At 35.7% G+C, this 17224-nt stretch carries 18 protein-coding genes, 1 pseudogene and 1 riboswitch; of the genes and pseudogenes, 16 read left to right on the top strand and 3 right to left on the bottom strand.

Annotation, left to right across the window (positions count from 1 at the left end; translation table 11 throughout):
* The first annotated feature begins 1 nt into the window (after position 1).
* From OR571_RS13195 to gcvPB, 14 genes are all read left to right on the top strand, one after another.
* A complete protein-coding gene (locus OR571_RS13195) occupies positions 2–1015 on the top strand; it encodes a hypothetical protein (protein WP_282243331.1) in 1014 nt (337 codons plus the stop codon).
* An 18-nt stretch (positions 1016–1033) separates the two neighbouring features.
* A complete protein-coding gene (locus OR571_RS13190; protein ID WP_282243329.1) occupies positions 1034–1330 on the top strand; it encodes a hypothetical protein in 297 nt (98 codons plus the stop codon).
* Position 1331: 1 nt separating this feature from the next.
* Positions 1332–1475, top strand: coding sequence for a CD1375 family protein (locus OR571_RS13185; protein ID WP_282243327.1), 144 nt, complete (start codon positions 1332–1334; stop codon positions 1473–1475).
* Between the two features lie 85 nt (positions 1476–1560).
* Complete coding sequence (locus OR571_RS13180; protein WP_282243325.1) at positions 1561–2019, top strand: phage holin family protein; 459 nt, start codon at positions 1561–1563, stop codon at positions 2017–2019.
* Entirely contained in the window at positions 2019–2738 is a 720-nt protein-coding gene (locus OR571_RS13175) for an N-acetylmuramoyl-L-alanine amidase family protein (RefSeq protein ID WP_282243323.1), read from the top strand. The genes OR571_RS13180 and OR571_RS13175 overlap by 1 nt, the downstream gene beginning before the upstream one ends.
* Before the next feature lie 104 nt (positions 2739–2842).
* Entirely contained in the window at positions 2843–3667 is an 825-nt protein-coding gene (locus OR571_RS13170; protein ID WP_282243321.1) for a hypothetical protein, read from the top strand.
* Positions 3668–4073: 406 nt separating this feature from the next.
* Positions 4074–5087, top strand: coding sequence for an ornithine cyclodeaminase family protein (locus OR571_RS13165; RefSeq protein ID WP_282243319.1), 1014 nt, complete (start codon positions 4074–4076; stop codon positions 5085–5087).
* A 14-nt stretch (positions 5088–5101) separates the two neighbouring features.
* Positions 5102–6067: a threonine ammonia-lyase gene (locus OR571_RS13160; RefSeq protein WP_282243317.1), complete on the top strand. Its 966-nt coding sequence runs from the start codon at positions 5102–5104 to the stop codon at positions 6065–6067.
* Between the two features lie 169 nt (positions 6068–6236).
* Positions 6237–6713 (top strand): DinB family protein, encoded by a 477-nt coding sequence (locus OR571_RS13155; protein ID WP_282243315.1) that lies wholly within the window; start codon positions 6237–6239, stop codon positions 6711–6713.
* 695 nt (positions 6714–7408) lie between these two features.
* Positions 7409–7588, top strand: a complete 180-nt coding sequence (locus OR571_RS13150) for a hypothetical protein (RefSeq protein ID WP_282243313.1) — start codon at positions 7409–7411, stop codon at positions 7586–7588.
* A gap of 344 nt (positions 7589–7932) precedes the next feature.
* Positions 7933–8445: a shikimate kinase gene (locus OR571_RS13145; RefSeq protein WP_282243311.1), complete on the top strand. Its 513-nt coding sequence runs from the start codon at positions 7933–7935 to the stop codon at positions 8443–8445.
* A gap of 117 nt (positions 8446–8562) precedes the next feature.
* Positions 8563–8658: riboswitch (glycine riboswitch) on the top strand.
* Positions 8659–8815: 157 nt separating this feature from the next.
* Positions 8816–9919: a glycine cleavage system aminomethyltransferase GcvT gene (gene gcvT, locus OR571_RS13140; protein WP_481900391.1), complete on the top strand. Its 1104-nt coding sequence runs from the start codon at positions 8816–8818 to the stop codon at positions 9917–9919.
* A gap of 23 nt (positions 9920–9942) precedes the next feature.
* Positions 9943–11289 (top strand): aminomethyl-transferring glycine dehydrogenase subunit GcvPA, encoded by a 1347-nt coding sequence (gene gcvPA, locus OR571_RS13135; RefSeq protein WP_282243309.1) that lies wholly within the window; start codon positions 9943–9945, stop codon positions 11287–11289.
* A complete protein-coding gene (gcvPB, locus tag OR571_RS13130; RefSeq protein ID WP_282243307.1) occupies positions 11282–12742 on the top strand; it encodes an aminomethyl-transferring glycine dehydrogenase subunit GcvPB in 1461 nt (486 codons plus the stop codon). Before gcvPA ends, gcvPB begins: the two co-directional genes overlap by 8 nt.
* A gap of 35 nt (positions 12743–12777) precedes the next feature.
* Here the strand turns inward: gcvPB and OR571_RS13125 are convergent, their stop codons facing one another.
* From OR571_RS13125 to OR571_RS13115, 3 genes are all read right to left on the bottom strand, one after another.
* A complete protein-coding gene (locus tag OR571_RS13125; RefSeq protein WP_282243306.1) occupies positions 12778–13326 on the bottom strand; it encodes a hypothetical protein in 549 nt (182 codons plus the stop codon).
* Between the two features lie 139 nt (positions 13327–13465).
* The gene (locus OR571_RS13120) at positions 13466–14746 is read right to left on the bottom strand and encodes an AAA family ATPase (protein ID WP_282243305.1); all 1281 of its coding nucleotides are present in this window, start codon (positions 14744–14746) and stop codon (positions 13466–13468) included.
* 103 nt (positions 14747–14849) lie between these two features.
* Entirely contained in the window at positions 14850–15209 is a 360-nt protein-coding gene (locus OR571_RS13115; RefSeq protein WP_400785948.1) for a rhodanese-like domain-containing protein, read from the bottom strand.
* Positions 15210–15306: 97 nt separating this feature from the next.
* On the opposite strand from OR571_RS13115, the gene OR571_RS13110 reads away from it, so the two are divergent.
* Entirely contained in the window at positions 15307–16173 is an 867-nt protein-coding gene (locus OR571_RS13110) for a lipoate--protein ligase family protein (protein ID WP_282243303.1), read from the top strand.
* A 155-nt stretch (positions 16174–16328) separates the two neighbouring features.
* Positions 16329–17123: pseudogene (locus OR571_RS13105) on the top strand (ribonucleotide reductase N-terminal alpha domain-containing protein); the annotation flags it as partial.
* Between the last annotated feature and the right edge of the window lie 101 nt (positions 17124–17224).

Raw genomic sequence — 17224 nt, 5'->3', positions numbered from 1 at the left:
ATTGTTACAAACAGCTAATTATGGATTTAAAAAGCGAGAATTAATTGATAGCCCACCTGACATTACATTGACGAATTCTAACTGGGACATTATTGATGAAGAGTTAAAAAAGAATGCTGACAATGCGGTTAAATATGCTGTAGATACTGGTTCTGCTAATGCAAAGGTTGTGACTCTAAATCCGGCACTTGAAGGTTATAAAGAAGGAATGGCTATTGCTTTTAAAAACAGGTTACAAAACACTGGTGCAATAACAATTAATATAAATGGTTTAGGTGTAAAATCCATTTTAAAATCAAATGGAAATGACTTGACTAGTGGGAATCTAAAAGCTGATAGCATCTATACTATTCGTTATAATGGAACGTCTTTTATCTTACAGGGTGAAGGGGGAAGCGGTAACGCTTTAGCATCTGACCTTCTCTCTGGTAAAACAGCGAGTACAGATGCAGGTGATATTATTGGCACAATGCCTAACAGGGGCGCTGGTGGGACGGTAACACCTAGTACGGTCAATCAAACCAAAGAAGCTGGATATTATTCAAGCCCTATAATTATAATTGGGGATATGGATTTGATTCCGGAAAACATAAGAGCCGGCACAGATATTTTCGGAGTTATCGGGACGCTTGATTGGACATACGTCGCGACTCCAGGGGATGAAGTGTTATTTACAAGCCCTACAGCTTCCCACACAACGAGTAGTAGTTGGACGTTACATCATGACGTAGAAGTAAATTTTGACGGTTTAGTCAGAGTTAAATATGCCACTTATGTTTCTAGTACGGACAGAAGCGGAAACTATCAGTTATATAAAAATGGTGTCCCTGTTGGAGTATTGAGAACTGTATCTGGGAGTTCGTACGAGTCTTATACTGGCTATGCAGAAGACATGATAGTATCAAAAGGAGATAACATCCAATTATATGCTAAAGGGAACAACAATGGACAACCAAGATCAAAAGACTTCAAAATTTGTGTAGCGAAAAATCCGATTGCGACAGTTATTAACTAATAAAAGGGAGTGAGAATATTGATTTATAGATTTCAGTATACAGATGAAGCTAGTCGCGAACAGATTATTTCTCTTAATCAAGACAAACGAATTATTGAAGAACAAAACATAATTGATGGAAACTTTTTGATTTTTACAGATGAAAAACCTTCTGTAACAGTGGTGGATGAGAGATTAGAACTTTTAGAACAAGAAAGATTATTTTTACAAATTGCTTTAGCTGAAAGTATCGAAAAACAGGAAGTCGACAAGATAAACAATCAAATCGCCTTAGCCGAAGTAATTGAAACATTAACTATAAAAGGAGTGTTGTAAAATGGTAACATTGTACGCAGATTTAGTAGAATTAGGTTTAAGAGTAATGGAGAATCCGAAACAAGGTGAAATTGCAGTACCAGCATTTTTAAAAGTAGATGTAAAAAATGAATTAGTTAGGCGAGGAGTAATTGACGCAGCATAAGCTAGCGTCATTTTTTTGTTTTAAAACGGGGCATCCACAATGGGTGCTCTTTTGTTTTTTAAAAATCTAAAAGGAGCTGGACTCTATGGAGGGAATCAATTTGGAACACTTAGAAGTAGCACATATGTATTTATTTGGTGGGGTAAAATTTTTACATTTTCTAATGTTGTTAATGCTAATTGACATTATTACAGGTATTTTTAAGGCTATAAAAAACGGGAATTTGTGGAGTCGTAAAAGTCTGTTTGGCTATTCAAGAAAACTGTTAGTATTGTTAGTTATTATTACAGCAAATGTGATTGACCAAGTGTTGAACCTTGGAGGGGCATTAACGCTAGCTACTGTATGGTTCTATATTGCAAATGAAGGATTAAGTATAGTAGAGAATATGGCAGAACTAGAAGTTCTTGTTCCAACAAATTTAGCGGAAAAATTAAAAGTAATTGAGGCTACAAAGCATGAAAAAGCAGGAATCAGTACCGAAATACGGGAAGAACTTATTGGCTCTAAAGTTGACGAACAGTTAAAGGAGAGTGAGAAGTAATGGTAAAAGTATTTATTGATGCAGGACACGGAGGCAGTGATCCGGGGGCAGTTGGAAATGGTTTAAAAGAAAAAGACATTACTCTAAAAATAGCGAAGCGTGTAGATGAATTACTCAAAGAGTATCAAAATGTACAAACAAAAATGAGTCGTACTGGCGATACTTATCCATCTCTAACCGACCGCACAAATGAAGCAAATAACTGGGGAGCAAATTTCTTACTGTCCATCCACATTAACGCTGGAGGTGGTAATGGTTACGAAGATTATGTATATCCAGATAGCACAAATTCAATCGCTTATCAAAATATTATCCATGCAGAAATTATCAAGAAGATTGGTCAAATGGGGAATCGTGGTAAGAAGCAAGCAAATTATCATATGCTACGTGAGTCAAATATGCCATCCATATTAACCGAGTGTGGCTTCATCGATAATTCTTCCGATGCTGCATTACTTAAACAAGATGCGTTTATTGAAGGTTTAGCACAAGGTCATGTAAATGGTTTGGTTAAATCATTTGGATTAATAAAGAAAGAGGTGGGGGGAGTGACAGAAGAAAAAATCGTATTAACACCAGGACAAAAAAATGCGTTTGATAAATTAGTAAAGCATGGTTTAATGGCAGCTGATTATGAAGTTAAGGATTCAGTCGATATTCGTTTAATCACAATGCTTGCACCGTTATTAACTAAATTGGAAACGAAAGGTTCTCTATGACATCAATCCCTGCTCATCTGAGTATTTTTTTATGTTTTAAAATGATATAGACATTATTATTTCCAAAATGTACTATTAAAATAATTAGGAAGGGGAGAAGTCATATGTGTTCAAAATTTATTAAGAGCGCCTTAGTTGCAATATTTGCTCTAACTGTATTTACTTTTCAAGTAAATACCGCTGAGGCAGCTTCGAAAGTTATGTGGGGAAAGACAGAGCTAAAGATTGGTCAAATTGGTAAAGTTACAGTTTTGGCATCAACAAATTTAGTTAAATTAAATGCGAATGGATCACTTACAACTGTTCGTACTTTAAAAAAAGGTGAAGAATACCGAGTTTATAGCTATAAAAGTAATAATGGTGGTTTGTATGGTGTAGGTGGTGGTAGTTATGTTCAACAGACTACCAAAGTTAAATATGAGACACCATCAAAAAGTAAACTAGCTTTGTTAAACGCAGTAACAAGTGGTCTTTCTCCAAAAGAGGGTTTGAAACTCACATATTATCCAAATTTCATCGATGACACAACACAATCTTTTATTGTGACTAAGTCTTCTTTAGATTCTACAACATATTCAAAATTAACTTCAGTAAATGATGGATATGAATACATGTTTGCTGAAAATAGCAGTGGAATTAGTTTTGGTATGGATGAATCCGATTTTATATTTTTTGATTTAACTTATCCTTTCATTGAAGGAAAAGAAACGATAAATAGTTACTTTACTGAAGATTGGGAGGAAGCAATTGAATATATAAATGTTGAAAGCACGACAAGTACAGTCACCGTAAAAGCTGGAACATTTAAAAATGTAGTTATTATTAGATATTCAAACGGTTTAAGAGATTACCTTGCTCCTGGCTTCGGTATAATCAAAACTGTTGATTCAGATGGGGAAACTATAACTGAACTTATTTCATTTCAGTAGCTCTAAGAAAGATATGAAATTACTAAAATGAACGGATATATTAAGTATGAAACACCATCCAAAGCTACGCTTGCTAAATTAAATAGTAAATAATATCAAGCCCTGCTCATTCGAGTGGGGCTTTTTTTAATTGCCTTTTCATGTACAATATTAATAATTATAAGATTTTTCTTATTGAACTAACGCCGCAGTTTAGTTCATTAAGAATAAATATTTACATTGAACTTTTGTATGTTATTATTAATGTAAATAAAATAACATGGTGCTGTTTTTATCCCCGGGTAAAAACATTTAATAAAGCATTGAGTCTCATTCCCATTAGGGCCTATTTATAGGCGGGGTGAGATTCAATGCTTTTTGTTTTTTATAACCATTGTTATTAGACAAGTATAAGGAGGTAAAGTCAATGTTTGAATTTAGAGTTTTGAGTAATGAAATCGTTAAACAAGTATTAAAAGTCAATCAAGTGATCGATTTAGTTGAGACAGTTTATAAATCTAAGAGTGAGAGTAAAACTGAAACATGGCCAACTATTTTTTATGATTTTGAGCCAGGTAAGGCAGATATGGACATTAAATCGGGTTTTTTAAAGAGTGAAAAGCTGTTTGGACATAAGACTGTAACATGGTTTGGTGAGAATGAAGAAAAGGGCATACCAACTTTAATAGGATTGATTGTCGTATTTGATGCTGAAACAGGAAAACCTTTAGGGATAACGGATGCTTCGTTCATTACAGGAATACGAACTGGTGCGTCTGGTGCTATAGGAGCTAAATACTTAGCTAGAAAAAATTCTAAGAATCTACTTGTTCTTGGAGCCGGAAACCAGGCAATTTTTCAAATTGCAGCTACACTGACAGCATTGCCAAATCTAAAAAAAGTAATGATATCAGCAAGAAATAAAATTAAACTAGAAAGTTTTATTAGCAGTATTTCTCAAAGACTACAACATGAATTTGGAATCGATACAGAAACAATAATATTTGAAGAAGTTGAATGTTTGGAAAGTGCAGTGAAAAACAGTGACATCATCATCACTGTGACGTCTTCTAGAGTACCGTTAATAAAAAATCAGTGGGTACAAAAAGGAACGCATATTTCCTGCATAGGGGCGGATATGGTAGGTAAGCAGGAAATAGAATCTGAAATCCTGTCAAAAGCTAGCATTTATGTAGATGACATAGAACATTGTGTACAAGTAGGTGAAATTGAACTACCTCTTAAGCAAGGCATAATTACAGAGAGGAATATCAATGGGGAGATTGGTGATTTAATACTGGGGAAAATTAAGGGAAGGTCCAACGATGAACAAATAACTGTATTTGATGCTACAGGAATGGCTCTTTTAGATATCTATACAGCAAAAATTGCACTACAGACAGCAGAAGAAAAAGGGCTTGGGATAAAATCAGAAATTTAGAAGGTGGAGTATAAATGATGAGTTTTAATTATAATCATGTTAAAGACGCTTATGAACGTATCAAAAATTATGTAACAAAAACACCACTTGAGGAATCTTTTTACTTGGGAGATGAAAGTAAAAAATATTTCTTTAAACTCGAATCTTTACAAAGAGTAAAAAGCTTCAAAATCCGAGGAGCATTAAATAAAATGATGACTTTAACTAAGGAGGAAATGAGTCATGGTGTTGCTGCAATTTCATCAGGCAACCATGGAAGTTCCGTAAGTTATGCAGCTTCGATTCTTCGAATAAATAATGTGAAAATCATTGTTCCTAAAACTACCCCACAAAGCAAAATAGACAAAATTCAATATTTTGGAGGTGAAGTAATACTATTAGGAAATAATTATGATGAAGCTCATTCATTAGGGATGGAATTTATAAAAGAACATAAATTAATTTATATTGATGCTTATTACAGTGATCCTCAAATTTATGGAGGTCAGGGTACAGTTGCGATTGAACTTCTTGAGCAAAATAGTGACATTGATACCATCGTAGTGCCGATAGGGGGAGGCGGGCTAATTACAGGAATAGCTGTTGCCGCTAAAACTATAAAACCGGGGATTCGTATCATAGGGGTACAAACAGAAGCATGTCCTGCCATGATAAAATCTTATGAAGACAATATTTTTTATGAAGAATATCACAGTGAGGAATCATTATGTGATGCTCTTGTTGGAGGGGTCGGTAAGCTCAGCTATGATTTGGCCAAAGATTACGTAGATGACTTTATAGCTGTATCAGAAGAATCAATTGCTAAAGCAGTTAGTTTCATGGCAAAAAAGGAAAAGTATATTGTGGAAGCAGGTAGCTGCACTACGGTAGCTGCTGTTATGGACTATAGAGAGCAAGTTGGAGGGAAAAACATTGCTCTTGTTTTATCTGGTGGTAATATAGATGGAGATGTATTGACTGATATTTTATCAAAGTACTAATGTGATGTGTTATTATGACAGAACATATTAAATAAAAAAATCCTTCGACAGTATAAATTTGATTACAAATTAAAAAGGCTCTCATTAATGGAGGGCCTTTTTTTATATATTCGGAATAGAGCATTTTCGTTAACTTAGAAATGTAATAAGCTAAATTGGAGTGTTTACAATGATTAAATTCTTTGAATACAACTGGCAGGTAAGAGATGAATGGTTTGACTGGTGCAATCAACTGACAGTTAAAGAGTTGTTAAAAGACCGCAGGGGTGGAGTAGGAAATATATTATATACACTTTTTCACATAATAGATGTGGAATATAGTTGGATTCGTGGTATTCAAGGTAAAGAAGATGTAGTATTTCAGTTTACTGATTATAATACACTTGAAAAGGTTAAATCTCTTTCAGATAAATCAAGAAATGAAATAGGTGAATTTTTTAAAACAAATTTAGGAGGTTTAAAAGAAAAACTAGTTAGTGTTTCTTGGGATGAAGATAAATACACTGTTGATGAAATATTACACCATATAATTACTCACGAAATTCACCACATAGGTCAACTTTCTGTTTGGGCAAGAGAATTAGAACTAAGCCCTGTACCTGCTAACTTTATTGGTAGAGAGTTAAAACCAGTCCATTCTTATTGAAGTAACGGGTGCTTTAGTTTAAGAAGAATACAAAAAAGGACCTTATCCTGGTCCTTTTAATTTTGCCCTGCTCAATTGGGCGGGCTTTTTTTAATACCTTTTCATTTACATTATGATCGATTAAATAGTTATCCAAAAATTTTTATTTATATTGTTACGAAAAACAGAAAGATGCCAGGATAATGAGTGTATTAAAATAAGGTGCTGAACTAACTTAATACGAACAGACAAACAAAAAGTCATTTCCATAATGTTGTTGGTTGGTAGCCCTCAACGGAAATGACTTTACCTTATGTACACCACAAGATTAACCTTATGATTCTCCCACAAGGTTATTGACAGTTCTCATTTTACTATCTTTTACCAGGTTATCAAGTACAAAATATTGGTAATGTGAAAAATTTACTCGGGTCTGAAAAATTAGTAAGACAGTTTAAAACGATAGATGATTTACGACCTTTATATCTCCTCTTCTAAAAGAATCGATCTTCTCCTAAACGAGTTGGTTGCTTTTTTTATTAGCCCAATAATTAACATCATAATTTTAATTGTAAAATCAAACGAATGTTCGTACACTAAATAAAAAAAGGAGGGAACGAGTGTGCGTATTAATATTTTAAAAGTAATTTATAAAGTATTTGTGCTGCCGTTAGATGCGATAGTAGATGTGACGATGACAGAATGAGGTGTTTTAGATGAATGAAGAACAAAAAGAAAAATTAAATGAATTAGCGGACATCTTGAAGGATAAAGCGCCAAAAGAAGTAATTCTCGGTGCAATTGAAGAAATTCAAAATATGAATTCAGAGCAATTACAAGGATTATATAATATGTGTGAATTCCTTAATAAATATGAAGAAACCACCAACCATTAATTTGGAAGGTGGTTTTTTTCTTCTATTAATAGAAATAATTTGTCGCTTTTTAAAATACCTTGTAATACTCAAAGCAGGTCTCTATAATAAGGATAACTTTAATGAATAATTAATAAATTTTGACCGGTAATAAAAAATGAGTAAAAAATAACATTTAAATCACAATTCTTTTGTGAGTAGCTGAAGAAATATGAAACAAACGAGTTAGTGATATTGAAATTATCTATAAGATAGAACGCATGTGAAGTGGTATGGAAAAGTATGAAAAGTCGATGTACTATCATTAAAATAGATAATTTTAAAGAGCGAGAAAATAATCTTGATATGTAGCGAGTTGGTGAAGCATGTACAAAGTATATTTAGTTGGATTTATGGGAAGCGGAAAAAGTGCAGTCGGGAGAAGACTGAGCTATTTGTTAAAAATGCCTTATTACGACATGGATAAAGAAATCGTAAATAAGCAGAAAAGGACTATACCCGAAATATTTGAACAGGAAGGGGAAGCATACTTTCGACAATTAGAAACTGATTTCTTGAAAAACTTCCGTAAGGAGTCCTGTATTATTTCTACAGGTGGAGGTGTTGCGATGAATGAAGAAAATGTTCGAATTATGCGTCAAACCGGTTTAGTATTGTATTTAGATGCGACATTCAATGACATTTGGATGCGTATTAAAAATGATAAGAACAGACCGATTGTGCAAAGTAGTACAAAAGAAGAGTTAGAGCAACTGTATAATAAGAGACGAAGAGCCTATAAAAAAGCAACACATATTACAATCCTTACCGAAAATCGTCCATTGCGACAAGTTACAGAATATGCTGGATACCAAGTAAATCGACTAAAAGGCGAATGAATGATATAAAAAAAGATGTATCGTTCGTATTTTAAGTAATTTTATAAAAAGTATTGCGTCTTTTAATGTTCAATGTTAGGATATAGACAAAGCAAGCCATATATACAGATATCGCGGTTGAGTATACGGGGAGAGAACGCTGTAAGTAGCGTCGCCGAAGGAGCAAGTAATCACTATTATGAATCTCTCAGGCAAAAGAACTCGTATAGGACGCAACTCTGGAGAGTGCTTTCGTTTAGTATCACGCAAAGCCACCAAAGAGGAAAGCCATTTTGGTAAACTTTCAGGTGCCAGGACAGAGACCCCTTGTTAATCTAAAGGGGGTACTCTGTCCTTTTTCATGTGTGAAAAACTTAAGGAGGAGATTTTATTGTCAGAACAGTTGAAGCGTACACCTCTATTTGATGATTATGCAACATATGGAGGAAAAACAATTGATTTTGGTGGCTGGGAATTACCTGTACAGTTTTCTAGTATTAAAGAAGAGCATGAAGCAGTAAGGACAAAAGCAGGATTGTTTGATGTCTCTCATATGGGAGAAATTATCGTTACAGGTTCAGCTAGTGAGACGTTTTTACAAAAGATCATGACAAATGATGTTTCCAAATTAGTAAATGGGCAAGCGCAATATACTGCAATGTGTTACGAAGATGGTGGCATTGTAGATGATCTATTGGTCTATAAAGTAGAAGATAACCATTATTTATTAGTAGTAAACGCAGGCAACATTGAAAAAGATTTTGACTGGATGAAACAATTCGTGACAGATGATGTAGAACTTGTAAATAAATCGGATGAATACGGTTTACTTGCACTCCAAGGACCACTTGCACAAGGGATTTTACAAAAGCTTACTTCCATAAACCTAGATGAAATTGGATTCTTCCGTTTCTCGGATGATGTCGAAGTAGCTGGAAAATCAGTTCTTGTTTCTCGTACCGGTTATACAGGAGAAGATGGATTTGAAATCTATGCAGCTAGTAATGATGTAAGAGATTTATGGAGCAATATTTTAGACGCTGGAAAAGAAGAGGGACTTCTACCATGTGGTCTAGGGGCACGTGATACATTACGATTTGAAGCATGTTTACCATTATATGGTCAAGAACTTTCAAAAGATATCTCCCCACTAGAAGCAGGTCTGGGCTTTGTTGTAAAGCTTAAAAAAGAACAAGATTTCAATGGGAAAACTATTTTAGCTGATCAAAAAGAAAACGGTGTTCCAAGAAAAAGTATTGGTATTGAAATGATTGATAAAGGGATTCCACGAACTGGTTATCCGGTGTATGCAGGGGATAAACAAGTAGGTTTTGTCACTACAGGAACGCAATCTCCTACGCTCAAAAAAAATATCGGTTTAGTGTTAATTGACACAAAATTTGCGGAAATCGGAAAAGAGCTAGAAGTAGAAATTAGAAATAAACGACTAAAAGCAGTTACCGTACCTACTCCATTTTATAAAAGAGAAAAATAAGACAAGAAAGAGGTTGTCCTTCCATGAAGCATCGTTATTTACCAATGACTGAGCAAGATCAAAAAGAGATGTTAGATGTAATCGGCATTTCTTCTATTGATGAATTGTTTGCAGACATTCCTGAAAAAGTACGTTTTAATGGTGAGTATAATATTAAACCTGCGAAAGCAGAATCAGAGTTACTGAAAGAATTAGCAGCTCTTGCTGATAAAAATGCGGATAGCAAAAAGTACGCTTCTTTCCTTGGTGCTGGAGTTTATGATCATTTCAAGCCAATTATTGTAGATCATGTTATCTCTCGTTCTGAATTTTATACGGCATATACTCCATATCAGCCAGAAATTTCACAAGGGGAATTGCAAGCAATTTTTGAATTCCAAACGATGATTTGTGAATTAACTGGTATGGATATCGCAAACTCTTCTATGTATGATGGTGGTACAGCGCTTGCTGAAGCTGGAAACTTAGCTGCAGGGCACACTCGCCGTAAAAAAATTATTGTTTCTGAAGCCGTTCATCCTGAATATATTGATGTAGTGAAAATGTATGCTAAAGGGCAAAATGTTCAAGTGGTAACAGTACCAATAAAAAATGGCTTAACTGATTTGTCGAAACTAGAAGAATTAGTGGATGAAGAAACAGCAGCCGTTTTAGTTCAGTACCCAAACTTCTTTGGTCAAATTGAAGATTTAGCAAAAGTAGAACAACTAACACATGCTCAAAAAGCATTATTCGTTGTTTCTACAAACCCACTTGCACTTGGAGCTTTGACGCCACCTGGTAAATTTGGGGCAGATATTACAGTTGGAGACGCACAACCATTTGGAATCGCGGAAGCTTTTGGTGGACCTCACTGTGGTTTCTTCGCAGTAACATCTAAATTGATGCGCAAAGTTCCAGGACGTTTGGTTGGAGAAACAACGGATGAAGATGGCCGTCGTGGATTTGTGTTAACATTACAAGCCCGTGAGCAACATATCCGTCGTGACAAAGCGACTTCTAACATCTGTTCGAACCAAGCGTTAAATGCACTTGCAGCTTCTGTTGCAATGACAGCACTTGGGAAAAAAGGTGTTAAAGAAATAGCGATTCAAAATATCACAAAAACACATTATGCGAAACAAGCTTTTGAAAAAGCAGGATTTGAAGTACCTTTCCAAGGAGCACATTTCAACGAAATCGTTGTGAAAGTAAATGGTTCTATTACGGATAGTAACAAAGCACTCCTTGAAAAAGGAATTATCGGAGGATTTGACTTAGGTAGAGTGAATTCCGATCTTAAAAATCACGTATTAATCGCTGTAACTGAGCAACGTACAAAAGAAGAAATAGATGCACTCGTGCAAGAAATGGGGGCTCTTCATGCATAAGGATAACCAACCACTAATTTTTGAAATTACGAGAGAAGGTCGTGTAGGATATAACCTACCTGAATTAGATGTTCCTGAAGTAGACATAGCGTCATTATTACCACAAGGTATGCTACGCGAAGAAGAGGCGGAATTACCAGAGGTCTCCGAGCTAGATATTATGCGCCATTATACTGCTCTATCAAACCGTAACCACGGTGTGGATACAGGATTCTACCCACTTGGATCTTGTACGATGAAATACAATCCGAAAGTTAATGAATCGGTTGCACGTTTCCCAGGTTTTGCTAACATTCATCCATTACAAGATGAATCTTCTGTTCAAGGCGCAATGGAGCTAATGTATGATCTTCAAGAGCATTTAATCGAAATCACTGGTATGGACGAAGTGACACTTCAACCTGCAGCTGGTGCGCACGGTGAATGGACTGCTTTAATGATGATTCGTGCATTCCATGAAGCAAATGGCGACTTACAACGTACAAAAGTAATCGTTCCAGACTCTGCTCATGGAACTAACCCTGCATCTGCAACTGTAGCTGGCTTTGAAACTATTACAGTAAAATCAGATGAAAACGGATTAGTAGATTTAGAGGACTTGCGTCGAGTTGCTGGTCCAGATACAGCAGCCCTAATGCTAACAAACCCAAATACATTAGGTCTATTTGAAGAAAGCATTTTAGAAATGGCTGAAATCATCCATGGTGTTGGTGGTAAATTATACTATGATGGCGCAAACTTAAATGCGGTTATGTCTAAAGCACGTCCAGGAGACATGGGCTTTGACTGTGTTCACTTAAACTTACACAAAACATTTACTGGCCCTCACGGAGGCGGTGGTCCAGGTTCAGGTCCGGTTGGAGTAAAGGCTGACCTGATTCCATACCTACCAAGTCCAGTACTGGTAAAAGAAGAAGATAAATATACATTTGATTACAATCGTCCACAAGCAATTGGTCGTGTAAAACCGTTCTATGGCAACTTTGGTATCAATGTTCGTGCTTACACGTATATCCGCTCAATGGGTCCGGATGGTTTAAAAGCTGTTACTGAATATGCAGTACTAAATGCAAACTATATGATGAGACGTCTAGAAGAGTATTTCGATCTTCCATACAATCGTCATTGTAAGCATGAATTCGTATTAAGTGGTCGTCGTCAAAAGAAACTTGGCGTTCGTACTTTAGATATGGCGAAACGTCTGCTTGATTTTGGATATCATCCACCAACAATCTACTTCCCACTGAATGTAGAAGAGGGTATGATGATCGAGCCAACAGAAACAGAGTCCAAAGAAACATTAGACGCATTCTGTGATGCATTAATCCAAATTGCCAAAGAAGCGCAAGAGGATCCAGAAATTGTTCAAAATGCACCCCATACAACAGTTATTAATCGTTTAGATGAAACAAAAGCTGCTCGTAAGCCAGTTTTACGTTATACAAAAGCATAAAAAGAAAGTGCGGTCCTCAAATGGTCCGCACTTTTTCAGTCTTCAAATGGTATTTCGTATTGCCTTGCTTTTTGGTAAATTGCACTTTGCACTGATCCATTAACAACTCCGGATACAGGAAATTCAATTACATACCCATCTGTAAACTCAAAAATATATATTTCATCTTGTTTCTCTTCTGGTTCCTCTAATACATGTACTACCTTCGCAAGGTTTCCCCATTCGTATTCTACTTTTTTTCCGAGAAGTGGATTAAATTCTATTTTATCTTCATGTAGATAAACATAGTTTTGAATACCTAACGTAAAAATGAGTATAAATCCAATTGCTGCGATAACAATCATTATCGCTCTAACTATATTAGATTTTAAAAAATAGGACGCACAAAGAAGCATAATTGCAAAAACAAATGAGCATGCAAGCGCCAAAAAACTCGTGCTAAGTGGTACAAAAACAATCGATCCAGGGCCGCTATAAAATGTAATCGACGTAATGACCGGAGTGAGGATGCAAGCAAATGGTGCTACTATTAATAAAATAAGTGCAAAAATCCAAAACAAATCCTTGCGATTTCCTAGTGCCAAAATAATCCACCTCATTCAAATGATTTCATAATTAAACATCATGTTGATTGTTATACGAAAATAGAAGAGGGAAGTTTCAGGAATTATATGAAAAGAAAAAAAGAATCACAGCGGATTCTTTTTGTTTATAGATAAATGGTTAAAATCCTATAGAAGATTCGTCTTTCTCCCAATCGTTTTTTATGGATCGTTTGTTTTGCTTGATCAGTTCCTCAATTCGTTTTTCATAAGCGAGTTCTCCATCATAATGCCAATTGAGCGCAACCGACATATACAGCTCGTTCAATTGAGACATAGATAATCCTTTCGAACGTTTCGCCATATCTGCAAATTGATCATCCGTGAAAATATGCTTAATATCCAGTTTGCGTAAATAGTTTTCCCGCACTTTTTCAGATGGGGAAGGGATTTCGTAAGCACGATCAAAACGACCAGCCCTATTAATAAGCGCAGGATCGATTTTTTGCGGGTAGTTTGTCGTCCCTATGATAAATAACCCTTCTCTTGATTGAGCGCCGTCTAAAGTATTTAAAAAGACGGAACGTGTGTATTCTGGCATGGAATCGATATCTTCAATTACTAAAATTGCTGGTGCTAGCCGAGTGACAATTCCAAATACTTCTTGTACCGAATGACTACCAGTGAATTCAGTTATTTGCCAATAGACGACCGGAGCCTTGGTAGAACCGGTAATCGATTTCACTAAAGTCGTTTTACCATTACCAGGTGACCCGTATAGTAATATCCCGCGTTTATAGGGTAGTCCATAATCTTTGAAAAAGTGTCCATCTTCTTTAAAAAATTCATCGATTGATCGGAAAATGTCTTGTTTAATGCTTTCAGATAATAATACATCATCACGACTTACCGCAGCTTGCTCGCCGTACTTTCTGCGTTGTACCCCATGCTCGGTATCTACCAAATAGGTAACGGATTGCATAAGCAGCTGACGCATTTTTTCATTGATTTCTTGCAAGAATGTAAGTGCTGTTTCTGCCGAAATTGAAAAGAAATAGTATTCTGGCCAACTGTTCCCGCCAGAGTAGTTAAAAGAGAATGTCATTGCGACATCATATTCGGGGAAAAAGATTAGATTATTTTCAAAGGTATCAACAATCTCTAGCTTACTTTCTACTGACAATTGTGATTTACTTGTAATTTTACTTTGTGCCCTTGTTTCAAATATAGATGCTAACACTTCATAGGTAACGAGATTATTTTCCATCATTTCTAATAAGTTTCCGTCTAATTGTAAAATAGATTCTCCTATATCGATGGTTTGCCAATTAGCATATTTGCGTTCTTTTAGCAAATGAATAATGCGTTTGGATACGATGGCAAAGTCCTCGTAGTTTGGATGTGTTTCTCTGAAATCTTCATTATGTGAAAATAAAACATGTTTTGCATCTAATACCTCCATTAGCGGGATGATTATAGAAAAAGGTCCCTCTTTTAAAAGAAGAACCTTTATGTATATCTAGACTCAGAATTTCAGCTCATTTTACAAGGAGCACTTTTTAATATTATTTTGTTTTAATCTTACCTGTCCAAGTTTTGAAGCCACCTTGAAGTTGGTTTAAATCAGAATAGCCTTTTTTCTTTAAAAACATTGCTGCACGAGAACTTCTTGCGCTGCTTTGGCAATATAAGTAAACAGGCTTATCTGGGCGAATTTCTTTGAAACGTTGGCGAAGTTGTGACGAAGGAATATTTCTTGCTCCAAGAATATGTCCAGCATCGAATTCTTTTGGTTCTCTCACATCGATAAGTTGGGCTTTACGATAACCCGTTATAAACTGTTCTTGCGTAAGGTTTGTAACTGCTTTTTTTAATCGTAATGCTTGAATAATAGCGTAAACTATTAACACGACAATTACGGCTATTAAAAAGTATAAAGTATTAGACACGGTCTTTCCCCTTTCTATGTTTCCATATCTATTATAAAAGATTCACTAGATACAATTCAATCTATTTGATAAAATGAATATCGTTGTGAAGGGAGAAGACTTACGTGGAAAAGACAAATGGTATTTCATTAATTCTGGACCTTGTAGTCCAGCATATAATATGGCACTTGATGAGGCGCTATTAGATTGGCATAGCGAGGGGCTCATCCCACCAGTCATACGATTTTATGAGTGGAATCCCGCTACTTTATCGATTGGCTATTTTCAATCGGTTGAGAAAGAAATAGACATGGATGCCATTGAAAAATTAGGACTAGGATTTGTTCGAAGACCTACCGGTGGAAGAGGCGTGCTCCATGAACATGAACTTACATATAGCGTAATTGTGACAGAAAGTTATCCTGATATGCCTGCAACTGTAACGGAAGCTTACCGGGTCATTAGTGAAGGTTTGTTACTTGGCTTCCAGAATCTCGGTTTAGATGCTTATTTTTCTGTTCCAGATACGGAACAAAAAAGAGAGGATCTAAAAAAACCGAAATCTGCTGTATGTTTTGATTCTCCAAGTTGGTATGAACTTGTAGTAGAGGGTAGAAAAGTGGCAGGTAGTGCACAAACAAGGCAAAAAGGGGTCATTTTGCAGCACGGAGCTATTTTATTGGATTTAGATGAAGATAAGTTAATTCAAACATTTAAGTTTTCCTCTGATGAATTAAGGGAAAGAGTAAAAGCGAGTTTGTCGAAAAAAGCGGTTGCCATCAACAAAATTAGTAAAAATCCGGTCACGATCGATGAATGCAAGGTGGCATTTAAAAAAGGTTTTGAAGACGCTTTGGAAATTGAATTAGTGGAATATAAGTTAACAGAAGAACAAGAGTTGTATGTAAAAGATTTGGAAGCAAAGCGATATGCTAATGATGAATGGAACTTTAGAAAATAATTTTTTTTTAGTCATTTAGTCCATTGACTACTGCGATCATTAGGTTTGCGTCAAATCTATTCATTTGCAAAATAACACAACATATAGTATCGTTTATTAACAGCGATACACTATATATGGTGTGTTTTATTTTTTATTAAAAGGGAGGCAATATGATGGTATTAGCATCTCAAAACCCAAATGCAACCATTAACATTAAACAATTAAACAAAGATATTGAGCAATTTCCACAAGTACACCCAATTACTACGGACATGAAATTAACGCATAAAGGTGTATCTAAACTAGTTATGATTGACCGTTACTCTTTTAAAGATACGGAGAAAAAAACGTTAAAAACAGGAGATTTTGTCGTATTAACGGTAAAAGACGATCCAAAGTTTCCAGCGCGCGGTTTAGGATATATCGTGTCGATTGATGTTGAAGCGAAAACGGCGGATGTATTGATTGAAGAAGATTATCGAAGTGCAATTGATGACAACAATCAAGTTGCATCAGGTGTTGTAACTCGCCCGCTTAGCGTAATTGAAAAGCCTTTAGAAGTATTCTATGAACAAATTGCTAAACGAAATGCTACTGGACTTGCTTCAGTGGAGAAGACGGAAGAAAAAAGAGCTGAATGGTTCGAAAAGTTTTATCAGCAATTAGTTTCTTTAAAATTCATCCCTGCTGGACGAGTATTATACGGAGCAGGCACAGGAACGGATGTAACATATTTTAACTGTTACGTTATGCCGTTTGTGGCTGATTCTCGTGAGGGAATTAGTGATCATCGTAAACAAGTAATGGAGATTATGAGCCGCGGTGGTGGAGTTGGTACAAATGGTTCTACACTTCGTCCACGTAATACATTAGCACGCGGGGTAAATGGTAAATCTTCCGGTTCTGTATCTTGGTTAGATGATATTGCTAAATTGACTCATCTTGTCGAACAAGGTGGTTCACGTCGTTAACATATCGGCGACGTAATCTCGTGAATTGCTGGAACATCCTTAGAGCTCCCTTCACCACAACGTGACTAGTAATAGTGAGCGTGAAGGTTTGAAAAGAA

It is taken from the genome of Psychrobacillus sp. NEAU-3TGS (assembly GCF_029955155.1).
Taxonomy (GTDB): domain Bacteria; phylum Bacillota; class Bacilli; order Bacillales_A; family Planococcaceae; genus Psychrobacillus.
This window is presented reverse-complemented; position numbering and strand designations above follow the sequence as displayed.